The sequence below is a fragment of the Peribacillus sp. NPDC096540 genome (assembly GCF_050278525.1).
In the GTDB taxonomy this organism is placed as follows: Bacteria; Bacillota; Bacilli; order Bacillales; family DSM-1321; genus Peribacillus.
In genome coordinates, this window is the sequence record NZ_JBNNTG010000038.1 from 1 (window position 1) to 22,934 (window position 22,934).

A 22,934-nucleotide genomic window follows, 5' to 3' on the forward strand; every position below is an offset into this window, starting at 1 on the left:
TAGATCGCTCGGAAGCACTAATGATATTTGGATTCTTTTCAAGTTCTTTAATCTGAAATTCAGTATATATATTCTTACTCATAGAAACCCTCCGTCCATACTCATTACATCTATTGAAACATAAAAAAACCCGGATAAGGGACACTTTTTTATGTGTGTCCGTTATCCGGGGTATAGTTCATTTGAACAGGGCTTCCTTTTGATAAAAACACATGTTTACTTGCTGTTAGAACCTTGAATATCGGCTAATATTCAATAGTACTCCGATAGCCATCAGCATGAGCGTAAGGGATGAACCTCCATAACTTAAAAGCGGCAAGGTGATTCCGGTAACGGGCATCAAACCTGTGACAACGCCTATATTGATCATCACTTGAATGGCGACCATCGCAATAATTCCCACCGCTACAAGACTCCCATACAAATCGGGTGCACCGAGAGCGATCCGAATGCCCCGCCAGAGCATAAGCGCAAATAACAAAATGATCATCGAGCCTCCGATGAAGCCTAGTTCCTCAGAAAGTATTGCGAAAATAAAATCGGTCTGCGGTTCTGGTAAATAGAAAAACTTCTGCCGGCTTTGGCCCAATCCGAGACCAAACAATCCTCCGGGCCCGATTGCATAAAACGATTGAATCATTTGAAACCCGCTACCCAATGGGTCTTCCCATGGATCCAGAAACGAAGTGATCCTTTTTATCCGGTATGGAGCCGACAAAATCAGACCGACAAAACCTAATACACCGATTAACCCTAAGCCAACAAAATGGCTGATTTTTGCCCCGGAAATAAAAATCATAACGATGCATGTTCCAACCATGACCGTTCCTGTCCCAAGATCAGGCTGTAACATGATTAGTCCAAATGCCAAAAATACAAGGCCCAAAGATGGGAGCATCCCTTTTTTAAAGGAGGTGATCAACTTTTGCCGTTCAGATAAAAACTTAGCTAAAAAAGCAATCATCGCTAGCTTCATGAACTCTGAGGGTTGAACCGAGAAGGCCCCTACACCAATCCAGCTCCTCGAACCATTTCTCGCCATTCCGATACCAGGAACTAGCACAGCCAATAGCAAAATGAAACAAATGATGATTAGGATTTTGGCCCAAGTTCGCCATGTCCAGTAATCCACATTCATGATGAAAAACATTGCTATGACCCCAACACAGGCAAACAGCAGCTGTCTTTTAGCAAAATAAAAGGAATCATCAAATTTATAAGTCGCCCAAATGGCACTCGCGCTGTAAACCATGATTAAACCAACGGTCAAGAGACTTAAGGTGACGATAATGAGTATGAGATCAGGATTGGATTTTTTTAATGGCACGGACATCCACCTCTAGGAAGTTTTTCGAGCCTGTTCGAATATAAAACCTGAATGCTGATTTGCTTGTCAGCACTTTAGTCAAAAAAAAAGCGATAACGGCTCATTATCGCTTTTTTCCAAGGTGTCAACGTAGAAGCAGGTTCACTTCCTTCTGCGAGAGCTCTTATTTCAGTTTATGCACAGCATCCATAAACATGTCTCCTCTTTGCTCAAAAGTTTTATATTGATCCCAGCTTGCACAAGCCGGGGAGAGGAGAATACAGTCGCCTTCATTTGATAATTCAAAAGCAGCCGGTACGGCCTTTACTACATTATCGACACGTTTTATATTCGTTATTCCTATTTCTTTGGCTATCCGTTCAATTTTTTCTGCCGTTTCACCAAACGTTATCACGGCTTTGACATTTTTCATAGCAGGTTTTAACTCGTCAAATTCATTTCCACGATCCAACCCGCCCGCCAATAAGATCACAGGTTCTGTAAATGATGTTAAAGCTTTGGAGGCTGCAAGAATGTTCGTGGCTTTCGAATCGTTATAAAATTTACGATTTTCAACCGTCGCCACAAACTGCAGACGATGCTCTACACCATAAAACGTTTTTAATACTTTTTGAATAGCTTCGTTAGCAACACCCTTTAGTTTCGCCGCTGAAATTGCAGCTAGCACATTTTCCAAATTGTGTTTTCCAGGAAGGGCGATGTCTGAAACATCAATCACTTTTTCACCTCGGAAAAAGACAGCAAAATCTTCGACATATGCTCCATTCTCATGTTTTACTTCAGTTGAAAACGGTACAAGCTCAGCCTTGGACTTATTCGCCATAGCTAAAACGACGTCTTGATCTGCATTAAAGATCATGAAATCTGAAGCTATTTGATTTTTCGTAATCGCAGCCTTTGCTTCAGCATATTCCTGCTTTGAACTATGATAATCCAAATGCGCTTCATATAAATTCGTCATGATTGAGATTTCTGGACGGAATTCCTCAATCCCCATCAGCTGGAAAGATGATAATTCAATAACAATCGTGTCATCAGATTTTGCTTTCTCAGCAACACCAGAGGAAACCGTCCCAATATTCCCAGCAATAAGTGGTGATTTTTCACCGGTCTTCAACATTTCAAAAATCAACGTTGTCGTTGTCGTTTTCCCATTTGTACCCGTGATGCCTATGAAAGGTGCCTCGCTGATCTGATAGGCAAGTTCAACTTCCGTAATAACTGGAATCCCTTTTTCCAAGGCACCTTTAACAAGTGGATTACGATAGGGAATTCCCGGATTTTTCACAATCAGTTCAAATCCCTCATCAAGCAGTTCAATCGGATGGCTACCGCATATGACTTTGATTCCCTGTTCAAGAAGCCCCTGCGCCTCCGGATTTTCTGATAATGGCTTCATGTCATTAACTGTCACAAAAGCACCTAATTTATGTAGAAGCGAAGCTGCCATCACTCCGCTTTTCGCTAATCCTAATACCAATACTTTTTTCTCTGAATACTTTGCTGTCTCTTTCAATTATATCCACACCTCTAAATAGATTCCGAGTACCGCACACAGCAGCCCTACTGTCCAGAAAGTCACGACGACGCGCCATTCCGACCAGCCAGAAAGCTCATAATGATGGTGAAGCGGACTCATCTTAAAAATACGCTTTCCAGTCGTTTTAAACGATCCTACTTGTAAAATGACCGATAGCGTTTCAATGACGAAGACGCCACCAATGATTACTAGCAGTATTTCAAGTTTCGTTAACAGGGCAATTGTAGCAATCGCTCCCCCAAGAGCTAAGGACCCTGTATCCCCCATAAATACCTTTGCAGGATGTGCATTGAAGACAAGGAAACCTAAAACAGCACCGACAACTGCTACAGAAAATATAGCAACATCATATTGGGACTGACTCCAAGCTAGTACTGCAAAAGCACCAAAAGCAATAGCAGACGTACCTGAGACAAGTCCATCAAGCCCATCCGTCAAATTGACGGCATTAGAAAAACCTACTAGCCAGAAAATCACAATAAAGAGATAAAACCAGCCAAAATCAATCGAAAAATCAGTACCAGGAATCGTCAATTCCGGATTAAAACGGTCTGTCTGCTTAAAGACGAAGTAAAAGATAACGGATATCACGATTTGACCCAATAGTTTTTGCTTCGAAGTCAAGCCTAGATTCCGCTTCATGACCACTTTGATAAAATCGTCCAAGAAACCTAATAAACCAAATCCTAAAGTAACGAATAATAATAAATACGTTTCTGTAGATGGTACCGAAAATTTAAAAGTCATTACTAATGTAGCGATGGTAACCGATAATAATATGACCAGTCCGCCCATAGTAGGTGTTCCCGTTTTCTTTTGATGCGATTGTGGTCCTTCTTCCCGGATACTTTGCCCGAATTTCAATCTTCTTAAAAACGGGATAAAAATCGGCGATAGAAGAACGGTTACTAAAAACGCCACCAAAATCGTATAAAAAATTACTTGTTCCAACATTCCTTACTCCCTCATTCCTAACACAATTCAAATATAAATTCTACTTGTTGTCGTTTCATGTTTGTCCGGTGGGTCAAATATCAATGATTCAGACTGAACCCAACCTTCTTTGAATCGCTTTTTCTGCTTCTTCACGGTCATCAAAGTGAAGCACTTCGTTACCGACTTGTTGATAAGTTTCATGTCCTTTTCCCGCTATTAAGATAACGTCTCCTGCTTTGGCTTTGGAAACAGCATAATCGATTGCCTCTCTGCGTTCTTCGATAACCGTGTATTCTTTACCAGCTACACCAGCTTCCATATCCCGAAGGATTTGGGCGGCATTTTCACTACGTGGATTATCTGAAGTGAATATTGGGTCAGACGCCAATCTGCAAGCAATTTCGGCCATGATTGGACGCTTTGTTTTATCACGGTCCCCACCGCAGCCAACTATTACAAAAATTTTCTTTTCAGCAAATTCTCCTACTGTCTTCAAAACATTTTCTAGACTGTCCGGAGTATGAGCATAGTCAACAATGACCGGGAAATCCTGATTCGCCGAAATAAGCTCAAAACGGCCGGCAACACCTTGTATTTCCTCAATAGATTTTATGGTCTCATCCAGATCGTTCCCGGCGCATAGAGCAGCAGAAATGGCTGCTAGAACATTATAGACGCTGAATTTACCAATTAGCTGTAACTGAACTTCACGTTCTTCTTTACCTGCAGTCAAGGTGAATGATGTGCCTTTTGCATCAATCGTTATATCCTTGGCACTAATATCAGCTTCTTTGTCAATTCCATATGTAACAACTGTAGCAGCGGTCACCTTGATGAAATCTTCTGTTGCATCATCATCAGCATTAAGCACAGCATATTTGGGACGATTTTCTATGTAGGCATTGCCGAGCTGGGAGAAAAATAATGATTTCGCCTGCCTATATCTGTCCATGGTTTTATGGAAATCCAAATGATCCTGCGTTAAATTTGTAAAAACGGCAATATCATAATCACAGCCGTGGACGCGCCCAAGTTCAAGCGCATGTGAAGAAACTTCCATGATAGCCGTTGTGACATCTGCTTCGGTCATTTCATGAAAAGCCTTCTGCAATATAACGCTATCTGGCGTCGTATTCTTAGTTTCATACACCTTGTCAGCAACTTTCGTATACATGGTGCCAATCAATCCTGTTTTTTCCTTTTGATCCTCGAATATCTTTTCAAGTAAATGACTGGTCGTCGTTTTGCCGTTCGTACCTGTAATTCCAATCAAGCGCACCTTTTGGGTCGGATGGCCGAAAAATGCATCAGCAAGGACCGCCATGGCTCTGCTTGAATCACGGACAACAATTACTGGAACATTCAAGTCAAGCGGTCGTTCGGCGATGACTGCCGAAGCTCCTTGTTCGACAGCTGATTGGGCAAAATCATGACCATCGACTGTATAACCTTTTATACAAACAAATAAACTTCCGTCTTTGACTTTACGGTTATCATTTTCAATGGAGGTGATCTCAGGATTTTCTCCTTCATACTTAAATAAGGAGTGTAAATAAGATAGTAATTTGTGAAGCTTCATTTTTCCATCCCTCTCAACTTAATTTGAGGATTCATTATATGTGATTAACTTTGGCTTGTCGAGAAACCAATTTTAATTATACTGGCTTTATACGACTCCGTAAACAAAGCGGCTGATGATTCTTCAGCCGCTTTAACTAATCATATATTATTTTATACTTATTCTGTATTTTCGCCAAGATAAATTCTTATTGTAGAGCCTTCTTTTACTTTAACCCCTGCATCCGGAGCTTGATTTATGACTTTATCCCCATTCCCGGAAATATCAAGTTTAAGATCGATGAGCTGGGTTTGTAGCTCTTTCCTGCTCATACCCACAACATTAGGCACCTCGATCATAACAGGATCCGTCCAGAGCGTTTCCTTTTCAATCTGGTTTTTCCTTGGCTTTACACCCATAGCCCTTAATGAATCTTCCATGATATTTCCGACGATTGGTGCGGCAACGACGCCACCGAATTGAACAGTTCCTTTAGGATTATCCACTGCTATATAGACGACGATTTGCGGATCATCTGCCGGGGCTACTCCAATAAATGAGAGTATATAATTATTTTCTAAATATCGGCCATTTTCCGCTTTTTGGGCTGTACCCGTTTTCCCACCGACCCGGTACGACTCTACGAAAGCTCCTTTACCGCTTCCTTTCGCAACAACGGATTCAAGTGCTTCACGGACTTTCTTGGAAGTTTCTTCTGAAATCACCCTTTTTTTCGCCTGGGGGGTCTTTCTCATTAGTACATCCCCATTTTTTGGATCAACCATTTCCTTTGCAATGTAAGGTGTATATAATGTTCCTCCATTAACTGCTGCCGAAACAGCTGTGACCTGCTGAATGGGAGTTACAGCAACACCTTGTCCAAACGCAGTTGTTGCCTGCTCAACTGGACCTACCCGATCCATATTAAACATGATTCCTCTTCCTTCTCCTGTTAAATCAATTCCAGTTTTTTGTCCAAAACCGAAATCATTAATATATTTAAACAACTTTTCTTTGCCAAGACGGTTACCAAGCTCTACAAAACCAGGGTTACATGAGTTCTCAACAACTTCTAGGAAAGTTTGGTCCCCATGTCCTCCCCTTTTCCAACAATGCAGCGTGGATCCTGAGACTTCCACATGACCGGAATCGTAAAAGTGTTCTTTTTGTAAGTCGACTTTCCCTTCCTCAAGCGCTGCAGCAAGGGTAATGATCTTAAACGTCGAACCCGGTTCATAAATACTCCAAACTGGTAAATTGCGATTATACACTTCAGAGGGTACATTTTGAAAATTAGCTGGGTCAAAAGTCGGCCTACTCGACATCGCCAATATTTCCCCAGTATTCGGATCCATCGCAATGGCAATAAGACCATCAGGATTATAAGTCGCCTCTGCATTATCGAGCTCCCGTTCTACTATTGTCTGAATTCTGCTATCAATCGTCAGTTTCAAGTTATCTCCATCAACAGGCGGCTTATAGTCATCTGCCATATTCTCAAGCCTTTTCCCTTTGGCATCCGAATAAAATTTCACAAATCCTTTTTCCCCACTTAGCTCCTTGTCATACGATAATTCAATTCCCATCAATCCCTGGTTATCTGAACCCGTAAAGCCAAGCACATGCGAGAGGTATTCCCCAAATGGGTAATGACGCTTTGAATCTTCGGCGATATACACGCCTTTTATCCCTAATGCTTTTATTTCTTTCGCCTTTTCATGAGATATCTTTCTACCTTCCGGAATTCTGACACTCATCTCCTGTTTAGTTAACCATTGATAAGCTTTTTCCTTCGTCATATCTAATATTGAAGCCAGCTGTTCCGCCGTCTCACCAGGGTTCTCAATCTGTCTCGGGATGACATATACAGTTGGAGCTGATATATTCGTTGCCAGTTCGACACCATTCCGATCCAAAATCTCACCACGTTTGGCCTCAAAAGGAATATTCCTGCTCCAGGAATCCTTAGCCAACCCGGTCAACTTGTCCCCAAGATAAAATTGAACAATCCCTAAGCGGATATCAATGATAAAAAACACAACGAGACCTACTGCCAATGCGATTGCCAGCCGTTTTCGGACCGTAACATTCGAAACACGCAAAAACAGGCACCTCCATTTCATACATGCTTCAATATATATGCTTGTCTACTCAATGCTAGACTATGAAAACAATCAAAAAAAATAAAGAGGGTGATCAACTTGGATCACCCTCTTTTCAGACTGTAGACAAACTCGATAATAATTGAGTTTGTCTACAGTTTTTTATGGCTTGTACAATTTGAACGTTGATTGGAACGTAGGGCACTCGCTTTCCGCGGGCGGTCCGGGAGCCTCCTCGGCTTGCGCCTGTGGGGTCTCCCCTGGACGCGCTTTTCCCGCAGGAGTCTCGCACCTTTCGTTCCAATCAACTTTGTTTTAACATTTAGATAGAACCCCTTTTGCCAACAGTCTTTTTTGTTTTAAATATTAAAACAGTTATTTTAGTTAAACTGACATTCATTCAATATACCTTCGGTATTCGTCCGATGCGCAAGACCATTGAAGAGATAGATACGAACATGGCCTATCGTTGGTTCTTAGGTTACGGCTTTCATGATAAAGTACCTCACTTCTCTACCTTTGGAAAAAACTACGAGCGTCGCTTTAAAGATACAGACCTGTTTGAACAGATTTTCTACCGTATATTAAAGGCTGCTACGGAGAAAAAGTTAATCAGTGCAGAACACGTTTTCGTTGATTCCACACATGTGAAGGAGAAGGCGAATAAGCGCAAATTTGAAAAGAAAATCGTTAGGAAAGAAACACTTGCTTATCGAGAACGTCTTCAAAGTGAGATTAACCAAGACCGCTAAGACCACGAAAAAAAGCCAATCTCTTAAGAAAAGTTCGATAAGGAAGAAGAGAAAGAAATTGAAGAAAGTACAACCGATCCAGAGAGTGAATATGTTTACGATGAATTCTTTGACTTATTCTACAACCACTAAAAGAGGGCTATCGTGAGTACAAATCACCGAAACACATTTGTGCAACATGTCCTTTTTTAGCACAATGTACCGAAAGTAAAGATCATCAAAAAGTAGTGATACGTCACATTTGGTGAGAATATGTGGAAGAAGCAGATCATCTTCGCCATCATGCAGATATAAAACCAATTTATGCGAAACGCAAAGAAACAATTGAGCGAGTATTCGCAGATGCAAAAGAAAAGCATGGTATGTGTTGGACTACTTTAAGGGGACTTAAAAAATTGTCGATGCAGGCGATGCTTACTTTCGCTGCCATGAATGTAAAGAACGATGGCCAACCGGACTTGGCAAGGGCCAGAAATGGCCTAAATAATGACCTCGGAGAGGTTAACTATTCTCTATAACTGCTTCAAATCCAATAAGAAATCAAAAGGGTTTCGGAATGAGATCATTCCGAAACCCTTTTGTCTACATACTGAAAGAGGGGATCCGTTTGGATCTCCTCTTTATCATCACTCTGTTTTCTCTTTAGTTGGTATATCTTCTGCAGCCCCTTCAGGCTGGGATAATTCAATATTGAAGGTATCCCCTTCCTTCATCTTTTTCCCGGCTTCGATACCCTGTTTACTCACATAGCCAGTTCCTGTAGTTTTCAGATCCAGTTTTGCAACCTTAGCTAATTTCATGACATCGCGCAAGGACCATCCCTTCATCTCAGGAACTTTCATTTCGCCTTCGGTTTTCAAGATTATTTTTTCACCCTGTAATAGGGTACTACCGGCTTTCGGGGATTGATCAAGCACTTTACGCCCACTTCCGATCGTACTTACATCATAGCCAAGTTCCTTCAGCTCTTTGACCGCTGAACTCTCGGTTTGATTCGTATAGTCAACGATTTTATTGGCTTTTTGTTTTTTAACATCAGAAGGTTTTATGTTTAAATATTGCAGGCTATTTTGCATAACAGGATTAAATATCTCAGACAATGGATCAGCTCCTACATAAGTAGCACCTAAGTTTGGCTTTTTAACCGCCACATAGATGACCAGTTGCGGGTCATCTTTTGGAGCCATACCTAAAAAGGAGAATACATAGTTATTCTTCCCTTCTAAATATCGGCCAGTTGGACCGGCAATCTGAGCTGTACCTGTTTTCCCTGCTACTTCGTATCCTTCAATGGCATATTTTTTCCCTGTTCCTTTTTCTGCGGAGATTACTGTTTCCAAATAGTCACGTACTTGTTTAGCAGTCTCTGCTGAAATCGGTTCACCTGATACTTTTGGTTTTGTCGTTTTCAATACTTTTCCGGTATCCTGATCGGAAATGCTTTTTATCACGTACGGCTGCATCATTTTTCCATCATTAGCAATTGCCGAAGCTGCTTGGATCTGTTGAATCGGGGTAACGGTCGAACCTTGTCCAAAGGAGGTTGTAACCTGTTCAAGCTTATACTTATATTGAATTTTACCGGTTATCTCGTTTGGCAAATCTATCCCAGTTTTTTTATCGAAACCGAACTTGGTCAAATACTCACGGAAGGTATCAGCTCCGATCTTATCCATAGCAAGAGTAGCAAAAGCTACGTTGGAAGAACGTTGTACCCCTTCGAGAAAGGTCATACTTTTTCCTCTTTTAATGCCACTGTGATCATGAATTTCCCCTGAACCCGCTTTGTAAGTACCGGCAGTAAAAGTTTCATTTGGATTAAAGACCCCTTCCTCAACAGCCGCGGCAAGGGTGAAAGTTTTCATGGTTGATCCAGGTTCGAAGGTTTCTTCAATTGCCAGGTTACGCCATGTATCCGTTAGCCCCTCTTTCGTTGTCGGATGGAAGGTAGGTCTTTGCCCCATCGCTACAATTTCCCCCGTTTTGGGATTGGATACAATCGCTATGATTTGCTCGGGATCATACTTTTCTTGCACTTTACTCAACGAATCTTCCAAGAAAGTTTGAATTTTCTTGTCGATGGTCAGCATTACATCATTACCATTATCTGGAGCTTCCACCTTTTCCTTCGTATCCGGTAAAAGAATTCCCCATTTGTCACTGTCATATGTCAGCTTTCCATCCGTTTCCTGCAATTCTTTATTGAGGTACTTTTCAATTCCGAACTTACCAGCCATTTCTCCCGTTCCCTCATCTTTTTCTACATAGCCAATTAGATGGGATGCGAAGATTCCATTCGGATAAAAGCGTTTATTCGTTCTTCCAAATGTAATTCCCGGCAGTTCCAATTTTTCTATTTCCTGTTTGACAACCTGAGTCAAATCCTTGCCGGCCTTTCCAAACTCCACCTGGTATGCCCCTTTTTTCGTAAGGCGCTCATAGATGTCCTGCTCATCCATATCTATATATTTAGCAAGTTTAGCAGCCGTCATTTCTGGGTCTTTGACATGCTCAGCTTCCTTTTCACTGAGTACAGCCCTTAAAATATAGGAAGAAGTGTCCTCTGCAATGACTTCACCCTTTGTATCGAGGATACTTCCCCTTTTAGCTTCTATGACCTGTTCTCTTTCATATTTCTTGTCGATTTTCGAAGCTAGTACCTCACCACCAGCTGTACCTGTCACCTGAATATACAAAAAGCGGCAAATTAATACAAAAAAGAGCAGGCCGAATAAGAAGAATAATCCGGCTGCTCCATGCTTCATATTTTTTTGTTTCTGCATTATCACTGCACACCCTTCACATTATTCTTATTTAACTCGAACCCTAGCTCTTCAGCTTTTTTCCAAATTCTTTCGTATGTACTAAGTTCGTCAACCTGCACTTTCAAATCTTCGTTCACTTTACTTTGTTCATCAATTGATGCTTCGACTTGCTGGATTTCTTTATTCGTTTCATAAATGGCCGCTTGATTAGAAACTATTTTTACTCCCATAAAGGTAACCATAATAGCAAGGGCACATAGTAAGAATACTTCACCAATTGATATTTTCGCTTTACGGATGACCACTGTTTGATGTGTCTGCTGTTGCTGTTGGTCTTCATATTGCTGTTCTTGTATTTTTTTGGCTATGGAACTCATTCATGTTCCCCCTTACTGATTTTTTATATAATTTATTGTTTTTCGGCGATTCTTAACTTAGCCGACCGAGAACGATTATTCCCTTCCAATTCCTCTTCTGAAGGTAAGATTGGTTTTCTCGTAATTATTTTCATAGGTGGTTTGAATTCGTCAGGGATGACAGGAAGTCCATGCGGAAGGTCTGGCAGGGCACTGGCTTTTTTAAATACTGTTTTACAAATTCTATCTTCAAGTGAATGGAATGTGATGACAGATATTCTTCCTTCTACATCCAAAAGCGATATAGCTTGCTCTAAAGAATCTTCAAAGACACCCAGTTCATCATTTACAGCAATTCGTATCGCTTGAAATACTCGTTTGGCTGGGTGTCCACCTTTTCTTCTTGCCGGTGCAGGAATTCCATCTTTAATTAGCTCTACAAGCTCAAACGTTGTTTCAATCGGTTTTATTTCACGAGCTGCTTCAATTTTCCTCGCAATTTGCTTAGAAAATTTTTCTTCTCCATATTGAAAGAAGATTCTCATCAATTCATGGAATGACCAAGTATTCACAACATCATATGCAGAAATGGTAGCGCTCTGATCCATCCTCATATCCAGCGGCGCATCATGGTTATAACTGAATCCTCGCTCTGGTGTATCCAATTGTGGAGATGACACACCTAAATCATAAAGAACCCCATCCACTTTCTCGATTCCCCGGGCATTCAACTCTTCTTTTAGGTATTTGAAATTATTAGGAACGAGTACAATACGGTCGCCATAGCTTTCTAATTTAGCCTTAGCATTTTGAATCGCCGTTTCGTCCTGATCAAAAGCATAAAGTCTGCCCTTGTCAGATAGCTGTGAAAGCAAGTATTCGCTGTGACCTGCCCCTCCTAAAGTACAATCTACATAAATTCCATCAGGTTTGATGTTTAATCCATCAACCGTCTCTTTTAATAACACTGTTGTATGTTGAAACATGTTAGACATCCTTCCAATCGGTTATTGAGTAACTCTATTTCTGAGGGCAGCCTTAAATATCAAAGCCAATCATATTTTCTGCTATCTCAGCGAAAGAATCCTCTGAAGCTGAAAAATAGTCTTCCCAAAGGGATTTGCTCCAAATCTCAATACGATTGGTAACACCAAGAATTACACATTCTTTTTCCAATTGGCCATATGAAGTAAGCGGCGTGGGAATATTTATTCGCCCTTGTTTATCTATTTCGCATTCTGTTGCTGCCGAAAAGAAAAAACGGGTAAAGGCTCGGGCATCTTTTTTTGTTAAAGGCAGGGCTTTCAGCTTCTCTTCAAGCAGCTTCCACTCTTCCATAGGGTAACCAAATAAACATTGATCAAGTCCACGGGTCAGTACAAATTGTTCCCCAAGGTTGTCCCTGAATTTCGCTGGGACAATCAGACGACCTTTTATATCGATGTTATGATGGTACTCTCCCATGAACATACCCACAACCCCCACATTCTAATCTCAATGTACCACATTCCCCCACCTTTCTCCACTTGTTTTTACTTTCTCCTTATAAGTAAAAATTCCCTTCTTTTCTCCTTAAGTTTATTTAGCCAATTTATTTAAAGACAACAACATTTCACTCGAATTAACGCAGACTAGGACACAGTCACACTAATACTGTCGAAGGCTTACCTGCCAAATGGCCACCAACAAAAAAAAGACAGGCTGGCCGCCTGTCTTTCTGCTGGTTTTTATAGTCCCGTTGATCCTAAGGGTAGCTGAGTCTCCTTATTCAAAATCATTAGCCCACCACTCTCATCCAATCAGGTGATTTTCCTACAAAAAAATCAGTTTATGCTGGTTATTGAACTGATAATCCAGTTTCATAATCTCCCGAACAAAATCTGGTCCATATTGATTTAAGTAATAAAAAACATTCCAAATCCTCTCCTGTGGTGATTCCAGAGGATACAACGAATTCGATATCCTTTCAAACTTTTTCAATACAACCGAGTGTCGTTCCTTAGTACGGTCACCAATTTTCCCATACAAGAAATCCAATTGCTTTTGGATGAATTCGATATTTTTATTCAACATCGGCTCAAGACCTCTATCTAAAGAAACAGCGTGCACTGATAGTTTTGCATGATTATCTTCAAGTTGCGATTTCAACTTCCCGAATAATTGATCAACCGTCTCATCCTTCACAGTATCAAGGTAACATCGGACAGCATTCGTTGTTCCTTCAGTCAACACGGTCTCCAACTCGAGTTCCGTTTCCTCAAGATCAGTTTGAACGCCACGCTCTACAAGCGTGATGTTTAATCTCGGAACGATTGGCGGCATCTTCATTGAAAACAACTCAAATGCCTGTTTCAATTCAGCCCAATAAGCAATTTCCCCCGGTCCAGAAATAAAGGCTAATACGGGGAAAAGCATTTCCTGCATAAGTGGACGAGTAATGACATTATTGCTTAGTTGTTCTGGATGACCTTTGGCTATCTGCAAGAGTTCCTTCTCAGAAAATGAAACCTCTCCGTTTTTCCCGCTGAACATACCATCTACCCGTTCAAGCAAACATCGATCTTTTTTATCTGTATCATAATAAAATAAATTTGCTGCCTGTTTATCCATTTCTATCATTTTTGCATAGCCTTGAGCATGCATATATGTTTGTTGCTCAACGACAACTTCTGCGATTCGTTCACTTTCTTTAATCATCGATTCAAAGAAGCCTGTTTCAATTTCCCTTAGTTTCGGATCACCGGCGTCGACAAGTAAAAGGCCATATTCATGAAACCATTCATGAATCAGACGGGCAAAAAAGTCGACGAATGTGTTCGATTGCTCGATCGTTTCTTTAATATCAATAAGAAGTTTATTCGTAAAGGTTGTTTCTCCATATGTTTCAATGATTTCTTCAAACCACTTCTCTGCCTTTTCCGTATCAAGCTCCACATCCGAAACCATTGTTTTATATGGCTGATAAGAAGGGTATGTTTTTTTATTAGGTTTATTGTTTTTCATTACATAAACATGATTGACTTCAGCTAAATCATGATCTTCACCAGCTATCCAAAAAACAGGAATTACAGACTTTCCTAGTTCTTTTTCTTGTTCTTTTGCAAGCTTAATGATCGATATCACTTTATGTATCGTATAAAGCGGACCTGACAATAAACCAGCCTGCTGCCCGCCAATCACGACCACTGAATCGTTACTACGTAACCTTTCAATATTAACATTAACAGCATCACTACTTGGAAAACGAGACATGTATTGTTGTATGTAATCTGATATCTCCCCCCGTAAAAACGAGCGGTTCATCAATTCATGGTATCTATTACGGTATATGTCCGGATTGGACAAGTCATAGTGAAAATACTCCTCGGCTTCAAGACGGTTTTGTAAATAGTCCGATGCAAAACGATTTAAAGATGGTAACGCGAGATCTTTCATCTCCATTTCTGTTCTCCCTTTCTCTGCAACTACAATTCTTTTTAGAGTATAACATTCTGTTTTAAGAAAACAAAAGAAGTTGCCCAGCAGCAGAAAATTGATGTTATGTTCTATGTTATGTAGTCAATATCTTCGTAATACTTGTAATCAAACCTATGGAAAATAACAGGAGGTAAGCGCAGAAAAAGAAGGCAAAATTCACTCTCCAAAAGCCTTTTAAAACCTTATGAAAAATGATTTCTTCTTTCACCTTGTAATGGACAAGAACAACAACAAATGCGTTTGCAATCATGATCAGCATGATCACCCAAAGAATATGTATATTCCAAATTGTAATAATTAAATAATGGACTGATAAAACGAATAGTAATGTACTCATATCCATCGCAAATTGAACGGATCGTCTATGGTTTCCAGTAAATTGTTTAGCAACAATAAAAAATAGAATATACCCTATAAAGGGCAAGGTAATAAATATAGCAGCAAGACTTGATACAAAACTCGGCACACCCTCACCCTCCCTGAAACTCTTTTCCTTTAACCATCTTATATAGAGCAGCCGTTACACAATTACTTTTCTCTTTACTCTTTGCCTCAGAGAGGATATAACCCAAAATAGCATCGATTTCCGTTTTCCTGCCATTTTCTATGTCTTTAAGCATGGAAGATCGGTTTTCTGCTGTTGCAAAACAAACGGATTTTACATGTTCAAATGACCCCATCTTATTTGGCAATTCTAAAATTGCAGAAATTTCCTCGAAAAGAGCCTGAAACAGTTGATAATAAAAGGGATTACTGATTAATTTTCCATTTTCTACAGTTAGTATTGCTGTTAATGGATTAATCACTGCATTTACGACCAGCTTATCTATCAGCATAGAGTGATAGTTCTCGCTCTTAGAAAAAGGAAAACGATCAATTTTTTTATCTAATAACGACAGCTGATCAAGACTTCCTTTGAACGAGGCAACCCTCGTGATACCAAGTCCTGTATGCTCTACAGTATTCTGGTCATGTTTCTGTGACCCATGCTCCACTACCCCCACATAGATAACTGGTGATTGCAGCTGTTTCAAATAAGAAATATGTCCATAGCCATTCTGCAAGAATAGCAACGGAACTTGTATACGTTCAATGACGGGTAAGATTTGCGAAAGGTGATATTGCTTAACAGTTATTATGATAAGATCTTCACGCGAAATACCTTCTTCTATAGCTTTCGACACTATCCCTGTCAGCAACCGACGTTTCCCATTCTCAATAAGGCACAGACCATCACGATTTATGATGGATGCTTGTTCCGTTGTACGAGTATAAAGGGTAACACTATGATTCCCACTCAAACGAGATGCGAATAACAAACCGATTGCCCCGCCCCCAATGATTCCAATTCTCATAATAATCTTCCTTACTTTTTGATATATATTTACTATTTTAACACATTTTCTTTTTAATCCTGCAGATTCCCTCCCCCTCGATCGAACAAAACCCTGCTAAATAACTTTAATTAAAAATATCGCTATCCCCATGCTCTTTTCCGCTAGCGATAAAAATAAAGGGGGCGAATTATAAATACGACAGCCAAAGTTTTATTTCCTTCTTTATAAGATAAATTAATGGTATATTAGATATAAAAGCCGAGCCATTTTTTTGACTTTATAGGAACAAAAGATACCTCCTTTTTTAAGTCGACGAGAAATCGAAGAAAAAAAGGCGGGGGATACACGGCTGTAGCATTTTATCAGCTAGGATGAATCGATTGATGCCACACTAGATTTATGACTTAAGCTGGAATTCCAGACGATAACTTTAGCATTGAGGTATTTTCAAAGGTATTGTCGGAAGAGTATTATCTGAATTAAGGGGGAGCTTTTTTATGGAATACAAGGTGGAGCGATTACTTGTAAATTTTAAAACGCTTGAGGAATTCAAAAAATTCAAAGAATATGGGATACAAGAACTGTCAATGCTCGATGATTTAGAAGGTAACATCATTGAAAACGACAGCCAATCACCTTTTTACGGTATCTTTTATGGTGACAAACTTGTAGCTAGGATGAGTCTATACAAAAAAAATGCTAATTTTGACCAGTATTTTGATAATAAAAGGGACTTCCTCGTTCTTTGGAAGCTTGAAGTCTTGCCTAACTATCAGAAAAAAGGTTATGGAAGAGCTCTAGTTGAATTCGCTAAAAGCCTGAACATGCCAATCAAAACGAACCCAAGAGTTCATTCACAAGACTTTTGGAAAAAAATGGACTTCTCTGCTGTTTCCTATGATATGGATCGGGACCTCGGTGAAAACCCGCTAATTTGGAGCCCATTTGACAAACAAGAAGAGAACATAAACATAGATACACAAGAATAAGGTAATAAAAAATGCGGGCGGATATTTCCACCCGCATTTTTTATTTATTTACTCTTTCTAAATTTCCGTTTTTATCCATCTGAAAACTCACTTTCGGATTCGCTTTTTCGTCTTCTAGCACACTAAGCTTTCTAGCTCGCTCCATAATTTGCATTAACGCACGATAATCTTCCTCTACCACTTTCAAGTTTTCTTTCAGCAGTCTATTTTCCTCCTGTAAACGATCATTTTCCTGTTCAAGTAAAAATGAGTGCTCAGAAATTCGTTCTTTTTCCTTACTATTAAGCTGGATTAATTCATCCATTTTCGTTAAATATAATATTACTTCCTGAAGGGTAATAGATTCATTTTCACTTTCCTTATTTGTCTTTTGTTCAATAGTCTTGAATTCTGCTACTACAGTTCCCATTTCAAAATCGGAATCCTTGACTACTTGCTCTTTCCTTTGTTTTTTGGCAAGCTCAATTCCTGATTTATATTGTTTTCTTACAAAAGAATTCCAACGAAATCCACAAGCCGCTGATGTTCTTGATACCTGCTTCCCTACTTCTTCAAATGCCCTTAACTGTGTACTGCCTTCTCGAATATGTCTTAGTACCACTTCAACCAGTAACAAATCCTCATCCTGTGTCCATGCATCTTGTCTCGTAATTGACATCTCTCTACCTCCCAGCAAGTTTTACTTCATAATATGCACATGCTAGGAAAGATAGAAGAAATATAGATGGTGTAACATTTATTTTTTCTTGTTTAAAAACCGATCGACTGCAGCATGATGCGCATCGGTCGCCCATAGTTTAGCACATTCACGAATTTCCTCCTCCATTCTTCCTTTAATCCCGCTATCTTCCCATTTCTTGACCAATAATTTTTTATAAGCCATCAGTACTCCTGTCTCATGACGAAGTAAATCTTCTACAAATTCTTCCCATCCATTCGTATCTTCATCGATTATCTCATCTACGAATCCAAATTCCCTGGCTTCTTCAGCTTTATGTATTTTTGCATCCAACAAAAGTTTAAGCGCTTTTTGCTCTGGTATTTTCTCAAGTAAAAGCGAAGCACCGCCCCAACCTGTCGTAATCCCAAGTGTCCCCTGTACAAAACCAAGTTTAACGCCACTTTTTGCCAATCTAAAATCACAGGCAGTCGCTATTTCACATCCGCCACCGACAGCACTCCCATTAAGAAGCGCTAGTGTAGGTTTTGGGAAAACTGCTAGTGTATAAAGAATCTTACCCATTTTTGATAACATGGCAAAGGCCTCTTCCTCTGTGTAAAGGTCATGAAACTCACTTAAATCCCCACCTGAACAGAATGCCTGAGAGCCTGCCCCCGTAAGGACCAGCATCTTTACTTCGTCGTCGCTTGCTGCTTTTGACAATACTTCCTCAAGTTCGTCCATCAATTGATAATTTACAGCATTCCTTTTTTCCGGTCTATTAAATAAAATCTTCATGTAACCGCGTACATCCTTTTCAACTATAAGCACCTGATTCATGTAAACACCTTCTCCATAAATTGTCTGTCAAGCTGCAAAATATTCTAAATATTCCGCTAAAAATCTTGGTAAAAAAAGCACAGAGAAATATCTCTGCGCTTTTTTTAGCGTGTTGCACCAAGAAAGCAAAGCTTTCAAGTAGGTCAAGAAATTATTTTGCGACAACTTCTTTTCCTTTGTATGTTCCACATTCTTTACAAACGTGATGTGAAAGAGTCATTCCACCACAGCTTGGGCATTCTACCATACCAGGTACTTGAAGCTTGAAGTGTGTACGACGTTTTCTTTTTACAGTTTTCGACGTTCTTCTAAAAGGTACAGCCATTATTCCCACCTCCTTAAAAAATATAAAAAAGCTGGAAAAATCGGATTAACGATTTTTCGTTCCAATCAAGATTCTTTATTGTTGTCAAAAAAGTCGGCAAGCTTTGCAAATCTCGGATCAACCTTATGTTTATTTTCTTCTTCAGAAATAACAGCCCAGTCTTTCCCAGATTGAGGAGCAGCTTCGTTCGAATCGACATCCTCACAAAAAACCTGCATCGGAATTTCTAGCAATAAATTTTCTTTAATTACCGGTATAAGGTCTACAACATCGCCTTCCACAACAGTGACATCATCTCCGTAGAAATCAGTGTCGTCTGCCTTTAAAAGAAAGGTTTCCTTTGTATCAATATCAATCGGATATTTCACGTCTACCAGTGTACGGGAGCAAGGTAATGTTAATTCACCTGAAAGATGCAAGTGAAAAGTAATCTCGGTCGAGTTGATATCAGCTCTTCCTGCTACTCTAATCGGAGAAACATCGCGAATTTGCGGGTCTCTCTCCTTAATGTCTAAGACATCCACTAGTTCATCAAACCGTAAATCTTTGTCCCGAATTTTTTGAAGTTGACTAATCGTCCATTTCAAATGAAATCACCCCAAGGCAACAAAAATAATTATAGCTTTCAATTATAAGTTTGTCAATATTTTTTCTTTACACTATAATGTAGTCATCCTAACTGATTATCCAAGTTTATGATTCATTTTAATCAAAAAATCACGAAGAATCATTATAGTAATTTTACTTGAAATACTATTTTAGCACTAAGTTGAAAAAATACAAAGTTTTTCTCTGAGGTGAAGGAATGAAAGCTTGCGGTTTAGTAGTCGAATATAATCCTTTTCATAATGGACATGTTTTACATGCTAGAGAAAGTAGAAAAAATACAGGGGCAGATGTCGTGGTGGCGGTTATGAGCGGACCATTCTTACAGCGCGGTGAACCTGCTATTGTCAGTAAGTGGGCAAGGGCGGAAATGGCTTTACGAGGCGGCATTGACCTTGTCATCGAACTCCCCTATGCATTTGCAACCCAGAAGGCGGAGATCTTTGCAAAAGGCTCGATTTCCCTTTTGGAATACCTTGGCTGCGACTCTTTCTGCTTTGGTAGCGAGGATGGCCGAATTGAACCATTCATAACGGCTCATAGAATTCTTTCTGACAATTCTGTAGCATTCGATGCAGCCATTAAATCGGCCATGGATGCCGGTAACAGCTATCCCACAAGTGCCTCCCTGGCCTTTCAATCAATAATTCAGAATGATGATGTGCTGGATTTGACGAAGCCAAATAATATTCTTGGTAAAGAATATGTAAGTGTTGCCCTAAAAAAAGGGTTTTCAATTCAACCCTATACGATTCAACGAGTTGCGGCCGGATACCATGAAACACAGTTGTCTTCCGAGTCGATAGCAAGTGCAACAGGAATCCGGAAAGCCATCATGGAACAAAAACAGGAATTAGAGCCTATTGCTGGCTATATTCCACAATCAACACGAATTGGCCTTGAGCATTATTTATCGACCTACCATACCTTACATGACTGGGAAATGTATTGGCCTATGTTGAAATACCGGATTCTATCCTCTTCACTCATGGAGTTGGCAGAAATCTACGAAATCGAAGAAGGCATTGAGCACCGATTTAAGGAAATGGCAAAACAAGCTAAAACCTTTTCAGATTTCATGGCTGCAATGAAGACAAAGCGCTATACGTGGACACGACTCCAGCGGATGTGCGTCCATATTTTCACACATACTTTAAAGGAACAAATGATACACAATGATCTCCCTTCTTATATCAGACTGCTTGGCATGAATGCCCGGGGGCAGGAGTACCTTCGCACCGTCAAGAAAGACTTGCCGGTTCCGCTCATCTCTAAACTATCAGCATATCAGAAGAATGGCATTGAAACGGACTTACGGGCGGCACAGGTGTATGCATTGGGCTTACCTGAACCATATCAAGCTTCCTTAATGAAACGAGAATACGAATCACCAATTATTATTAAATAAAGAAAATGGAGGTTAACCCAGGCCACCAAGTCTCACCAGTTTCTTTCTTCGTGAAATTCAGCAGTGTTTTTGACATCGAAATTTATCAAAAAAAGGCGCAAACAGATGAACTGCTTGCGCTTTTTTTATTCTCCTTTTTCCTTTAATTTCGTTAGGTAATCCAACGCATCATCAAAATTATCAACCGGGACAATTTTCATTTTTGATTCAATGTCCTTTGCTACTACCAATGCGTCTTCATAATTTGAACCAGCTGCTCCGTTTTCATTTGGCGCAAAGAAAATTTCCGCTCCGGATTTATCGGCAGCGACAATTTTTTGCTGAATTCCTCCTATCGGGCCGACTGTTCCATCATCTGACATCGTTCCTGTCCCCGCAATATCGTAACCTTTTGTGAGATCTCCCTCTGTTAATTGATTATAAATTTCCAAAGAAAACATCAATCCAGCTGAAGGACCGCCTATTTGTTCTGAATCTATGGCGATGGCAGGTTTCGTTGTGACCCTTCGATTATCATCGAGAGAAATGCCTATCCCAACCCTGCTTGGATCATCTTTAAAATGCTGCAACGAGAGAAGAGCTGTTTTCTCTGTCTCTTCTCTCTTATACACTAATTCAACTTCGTCTCCAGCCTTTTTCCCATTAATGTAATCCATGAATTCCTCTGCAGACTTAAATTTCAAATTATCCACCTGAATGATTTGGTCGCCCGCCTTCAATTCTTTAGCAGCTGGCATTCCTTTTAGCACGTCCAAAACATATACACCTAAGTATTCGTAATCCACTTCTTTCCCTGCTTTTTCATAAGCTATTTTGATTGCATTATTTTTAGAACCGTCCATTAAATGCAACTGCCTAATATTATATTCTTCTTCTGTTTCATCCTCGCTACGAATCGATGTCTCCGGATAAATCTCCTGATAATCACTCCACTTTGCCAGCATATAGGAATAAATATTAGCCTTGCCCATCCTTACTGTGGTCAGCATAAAGCTACCTTCCGCTTCATCACCACCGGAAACCTTAATAATTGGCTCTAATTCTTTAGCCATTCCTGGTTTTGACACATAATAAGGTAACGAATAAAGAGCAGATGCTATCAGAAGTATAGCGGCCACCAGGAAAGTGCGTACATACATTTTACGGCTCATCTTCAAATGACTCCTTCCAAGTAACAATGCTTTGCTTAATTTGATCTATCTTTCCTCTTGCAGCTTCTTCTCCAATACTAATTATCTCCTGAATGTTTGTAAATGATTTCGAGCTGTATTTCTCAACCCTAGGACGGATCATGACGTCTGAGGCAAACTCTCTACTTTTAACCAATTCCATTTGAAGGATATCGAGGCTTTGCATGATAACATCATAGATAGAGTTTATCTCCATATCTTGTTTAACATGAGCGACATCTACTCCTATTATGATATCCGCTCCCATATCCTTCACTACAGAAACAGGAACCCTGTCAACAACGCCTCCATCGACAAGAAGTCTATTTCCGATTTTTTCCGGAATGAAGATGCCTGGAATTGAGATGCTTGCTCTGACAGCAGGAGCAATAGGTCCTTCCTGGAAAATGACTTTTTCTCCAGTTTTTATATCCGTAGCAACCACTGCCACAGGAATATCCAGTTCTTCAAATTTCTTTCCATATGTAAATACCCTAATTAAATCTTTTGTCCGTTTACCCGAAATGAAACCCATTTTAGGTATCGTAAAGTCTAAATAATATTTTCGTTTAAATGCCCTCGACAGCTTATAAAGCCTCTCAATATCTGAACCTGCGCCATAAAAGGCAGCAACCATCGCCCCCATGCTGCTTCCAGCAATCATATCAATCGGTATTCCCTCTTGCTTCAACACCTTTATCACGCCAATATGGGCAAAGCCTCTTGCTCCTCCAGACCCAAGTGCAAGCCCAATCTTTGGTTTTGACAAAGAAATCCCCCCTCTCT

20 protein-coding genes and 1 pseudogene are annotated in these 22,934 nt (G+C 40.0%); 3 read left to right on the forward strand and 18 right to left on the reverse strand.

Going from position 1 to position 22,934, the window contains the following annotated elements; all coding sequences use genetic code 11:
• Positions 1–226: 226 nt before the first annotated feature.
• The 5 genes from spoVE to ACQKMR_RS23680 form a co-directional block, all read right to left on the reverse strand.
• Complete coding sequence (gene spoVE, locus ACQKMR_RS23660; protein ID WP_427699478.1) at positions 227–1,327, reverse strand: stage V sporulation protein E; 1,101 nt, start codon at positions 1,325–1,327, stop codon at positions 227–229.
• A 163-nt stretch (positions 1,328–1,490) separates the two neighbouring features.
• Positions 1,491–2,843 carry a UDP-N-acetylmuramoyl-L-alanine--D-glutamate ligase gene (murD, locus tag ACQKMR_RS23665; protein WP_427699479.1) on the reverse strand — a complete coding sequence of 451 codons (1,353 nt, stop codon included), beginning with the start codon at positions 2,841–2,843 and terminating at the stop codon, positions 1,491–1,493.
• Positions 2,844–3,821, reverse strand: a complete 978-nt coding sequence (gene mraY, locus ACQKMR_RS23670) for a phospho-N-acetylmuramoyl-pentapeptide-transferase (protein WP_427699480.1) — start codon at positions 3,819–3,821, stop codon at positions 2,844–2,846.
• A gap of 88 nt (positions 3,822–3,909) precedes the next feature.
• Positions 3,910–5,382 (reverse strand): UDP-N-acetylmuramoyl-L-alanyl-D-glutamate--2,6-diaminopimelate ligase, encoded by a 1,473-nt coding sequence (locus ACQKMR_RS23675; protein WP_427699481.1) that lies wholly within the window; start codon positions 5,380–5,382, stop codon positions 3,910–3,912.
• Positions 5,383–5,540: 158 nt separating this feature from the next.
• The gene (locus ACQKMR_RS23680; RefSeq protein WP_427699482.1) at positions 5,541–7,463 is read right to left on the reverse strand and encodes a stage V sporulation protein D; all 1,923 of its coding nucleotides are present in this window, start codon (positions 7,461–7,463) and stop codon (positions 5,541–5,543) included.
• A gap of 362 nt (positions 7,464–7,825) precedes the next feature.
• Here ACQKMR_RS23680 and ACQKMR_RS23685 point away from each other — a divergent pair.
• A pseudogene (locus tag ACQKMR_RS23685) lies at positions 7,826–8,698 on the forward strand (transposase); the annotation flags it as partial.
• Between the two features lie 143 nt (positions 8,699–8,841).
• Here the strand turns inward: ACQKMR_RS23685 and ACQKMR_RS23690 are convergent.
• The 7 genes from ACQKMR_RS23690 to ACQKMR_RS23720 all read right to left on the reverse strand — a co-directional run bounded on the left by ACQKMR_RS23690 (position 8,842) and on the right by ACQKMR_RS23720 (position 16,168).
• A complete protein-coding gene (locus tag ACQKMR_RS23690; RefSeq protein ID WP_427699483.1) occupies positions 8,842–10,998 on the reverse strand; it encodes a penicillin-binding protein in 2,157 nt (718 codons plus the stop codon).
• A gap of 2 nt (positions 10,999–11,000) precedes the next feature.
• Positions 11,001–11,357, reverse strand: coding sequence for a cell division protein FtsL (ftsL, locus tag ACQKMR_RS23695; protein WP_427699484.1), 357 nt, complete (start codon positions 11,355–11,357; stop codon positions 11,001–11,003).
• 32 nt (positions 11,358–11,389) lie between these two features.
• The gene (gene rsmH / locus ACQKMR_RS23700; RefSeq protein ID WP_427699485.1) at positions 11,390–12,322 is read right to left on the reverse strand and encodes a 16S rRNA (cytosine(1402)-N(4))-methyltransferase RsmH; all 933 of its coding nucleotides are present in this window, start codon (positions 12,320–12,322) and stop codon (positions 11,390–11,392) included.
• Between the two features lie 52 nt (positions 12,323–12,374).
• Complete coding sequence (mraZ, locus tag ACQKMR_RS23705; RefSeq protein WP_427699486.1) at positions 12,375–12,806, reverse strand: division/cell wall cluster transcriptional repressor MraZ; 432 nt, start codon at positions 12,804–12,806, stop codon at positions 12,375–12,377.
• A 342-nt stretch (positions 12,807–13,148) separates the two neighbouring features.
• The gene (bshC, locus tag ACQKMR_RS23710; protein WP_427699487.1) at positions 13,149–14,777 is read right to left on the reverse strand and encodes a bacillithiol biosynthesis cysteine-adding enzyme BshC; all 1,629 of its coding nucleotides are present in this window, start codon (positions 14,775–14,777) and stop codon (positions 13,149–13,151) included.
• A gap of 109 nt (positions 14,778–14,886) precedes the next feature.
• Positions 14,887–15,279 carry a DUF3397 domain-containing protein gene (locus ACQKMR_RS23715; RefSeq protein WP_427699488.1) on the reverse strand — a complete coding sequence of 131 codons (393 nt, stop codon included), beginning with the start codon at positions 15,277–15,279 and terminating at the stop codon, positions 14,887–14,889.
• 4 nt (positions 15,280–15,283) lie between these two features.
• Positions 15,284–16,168, reverse strand: a complete 885-nt coding sequence (locus ACQKMR_RS23720) for a 2-dehydropantoate 2-reductase (protein WP_427699489.1) — start codon at positions 16,166–16,168, stop codon at positions 15,284–15,286.
• Positions 16,169–16,647: 479 nt separating this feature from the next.
• Here ACQKMR_RS23720 and ACQKMR_RS23725 point away from each other — a divergent pair, with 479 nt between their 5' ends.
• Positions 16,648–17,139, forward strand: coding sequence for an N-acetyltransferase (locus ACQKMR_RS23725; protein ID WP_427699490.1), 492 nt, complete (start codon positions 16,648–16,650; stop codon positions 17,137–17,139).
• A gap of 40 nt (positions 17,140–17,179) precedes the next feature.
• Here ACQKMR_RS23725 and ACQKMR_RS23730 read toward each other — a convergent pair whose 3' ends face one another.
• The 4 genes from ACQKMR_RS23730 to ACQKMR_RS23745 form a co-directional block, all read right to left on the reverse strand.
• Complete coding sequence (locus tag ACQKMR_RS23730; RefSeq protein WP_427699491.1) at positions 17,180–17,797, reverse strand: RsfA family transcriptional regulator; 618 nt, start codon at positions 17,795–17,797, stop codon at positions 17,180–17,182.
• 78 nt (positions 17,798–17,875) lie between these two features.
• On the reverse strand, positions 17,876–18,640 hold the full coding sequence (locus ACQKMR_RS23735) for an enoyl-CoA hydratase/isomerase family protein (RefSeq protein WP_427699492.1): 765 nt from the start codon (positions 18,638–18,640) through the stop codon (positions 17,876–17,878).
• A 151-nt stretch (positions 18,641–18,791) separates the two neighbouring features.
• Positions 18,792–18,965 (reverse strand): 50S ribosomal protein L32, encoded by a 174-nt coding sequence (gene rpmF, locus ACQKMR_RS23740; RefSeq protein WP_034313929.1) that lies wholly within the window; start codon positions 18,963–18,965, stop codon positions 18,792–18,794.
• A gap of 65 nt (positions 18,966–19,030) precedes the next feature.
• Positions 19,031–19,552 (reverse strand): YceD family protein, encoded by a 522-nt coding sequence (locus ACQKMR_RS23745; RefSeq protein ID WP_427699493.1) that lies wholly within the window; start codon positions 19,550–19,552, stop codon positions 19,031–19,033.
• A 218-nt stretch (positions 19,553–19,770) separates the two neighbouring features.
• Between ACQKMR_RS23745 and ACQKMR_RS23750 the strand changes: the two genes are divergently transcribed.
• Positions 19,771–20,979, forward strand: a complete 1,209-nt coding sequence (locus ACQKMR_RS23750; RefSeq protein ID WP_427699494.1) for a nucleotidyltransferase — start codon at positions 19,771–19,773, stop codon at positions 20,977–20,979.
• 125 nt (positions 20,980–21,104) lie between these two features.
• Here the strand turns inward: ACQKMR_RS23750 and ACQKMR_RS23755 are convergent, their stop codons facing one another.
• Together ACQKMR_RS23755 and ACQKMR_RS23760 are read right to left on the reverse strand one after the other, a co-directional pair.
• Positions 21,105–22,130 carry a SepM family pheromone-processing serine protease gene (locus tag ACQKMR_RS23755; RefSeq protein WP_427699495.1) on the reverse strand — a complete coding sequence of 342 codons (1,026 nt, stop codon included), beginning with the start codon at positions 22,128–22,130 and terminating at the stop codon, positions 21,105–21,107.
• Entirely contained in the window at positions 22,120–22,917 is a 798-nt protein-coding gene (locus ACQKMR_RS23760; protein WP_053345219.1) for a patatin-like phospholipase family protein, read from the reverse strand. The genes ACQKMR_RS23755 and ACQKMR_RS23760 overlap by 11 nt, the downstream gene beginning before the upstream one ends.
• Positions 22,918–22,934 lie beyond the last annotated feature (17 nt).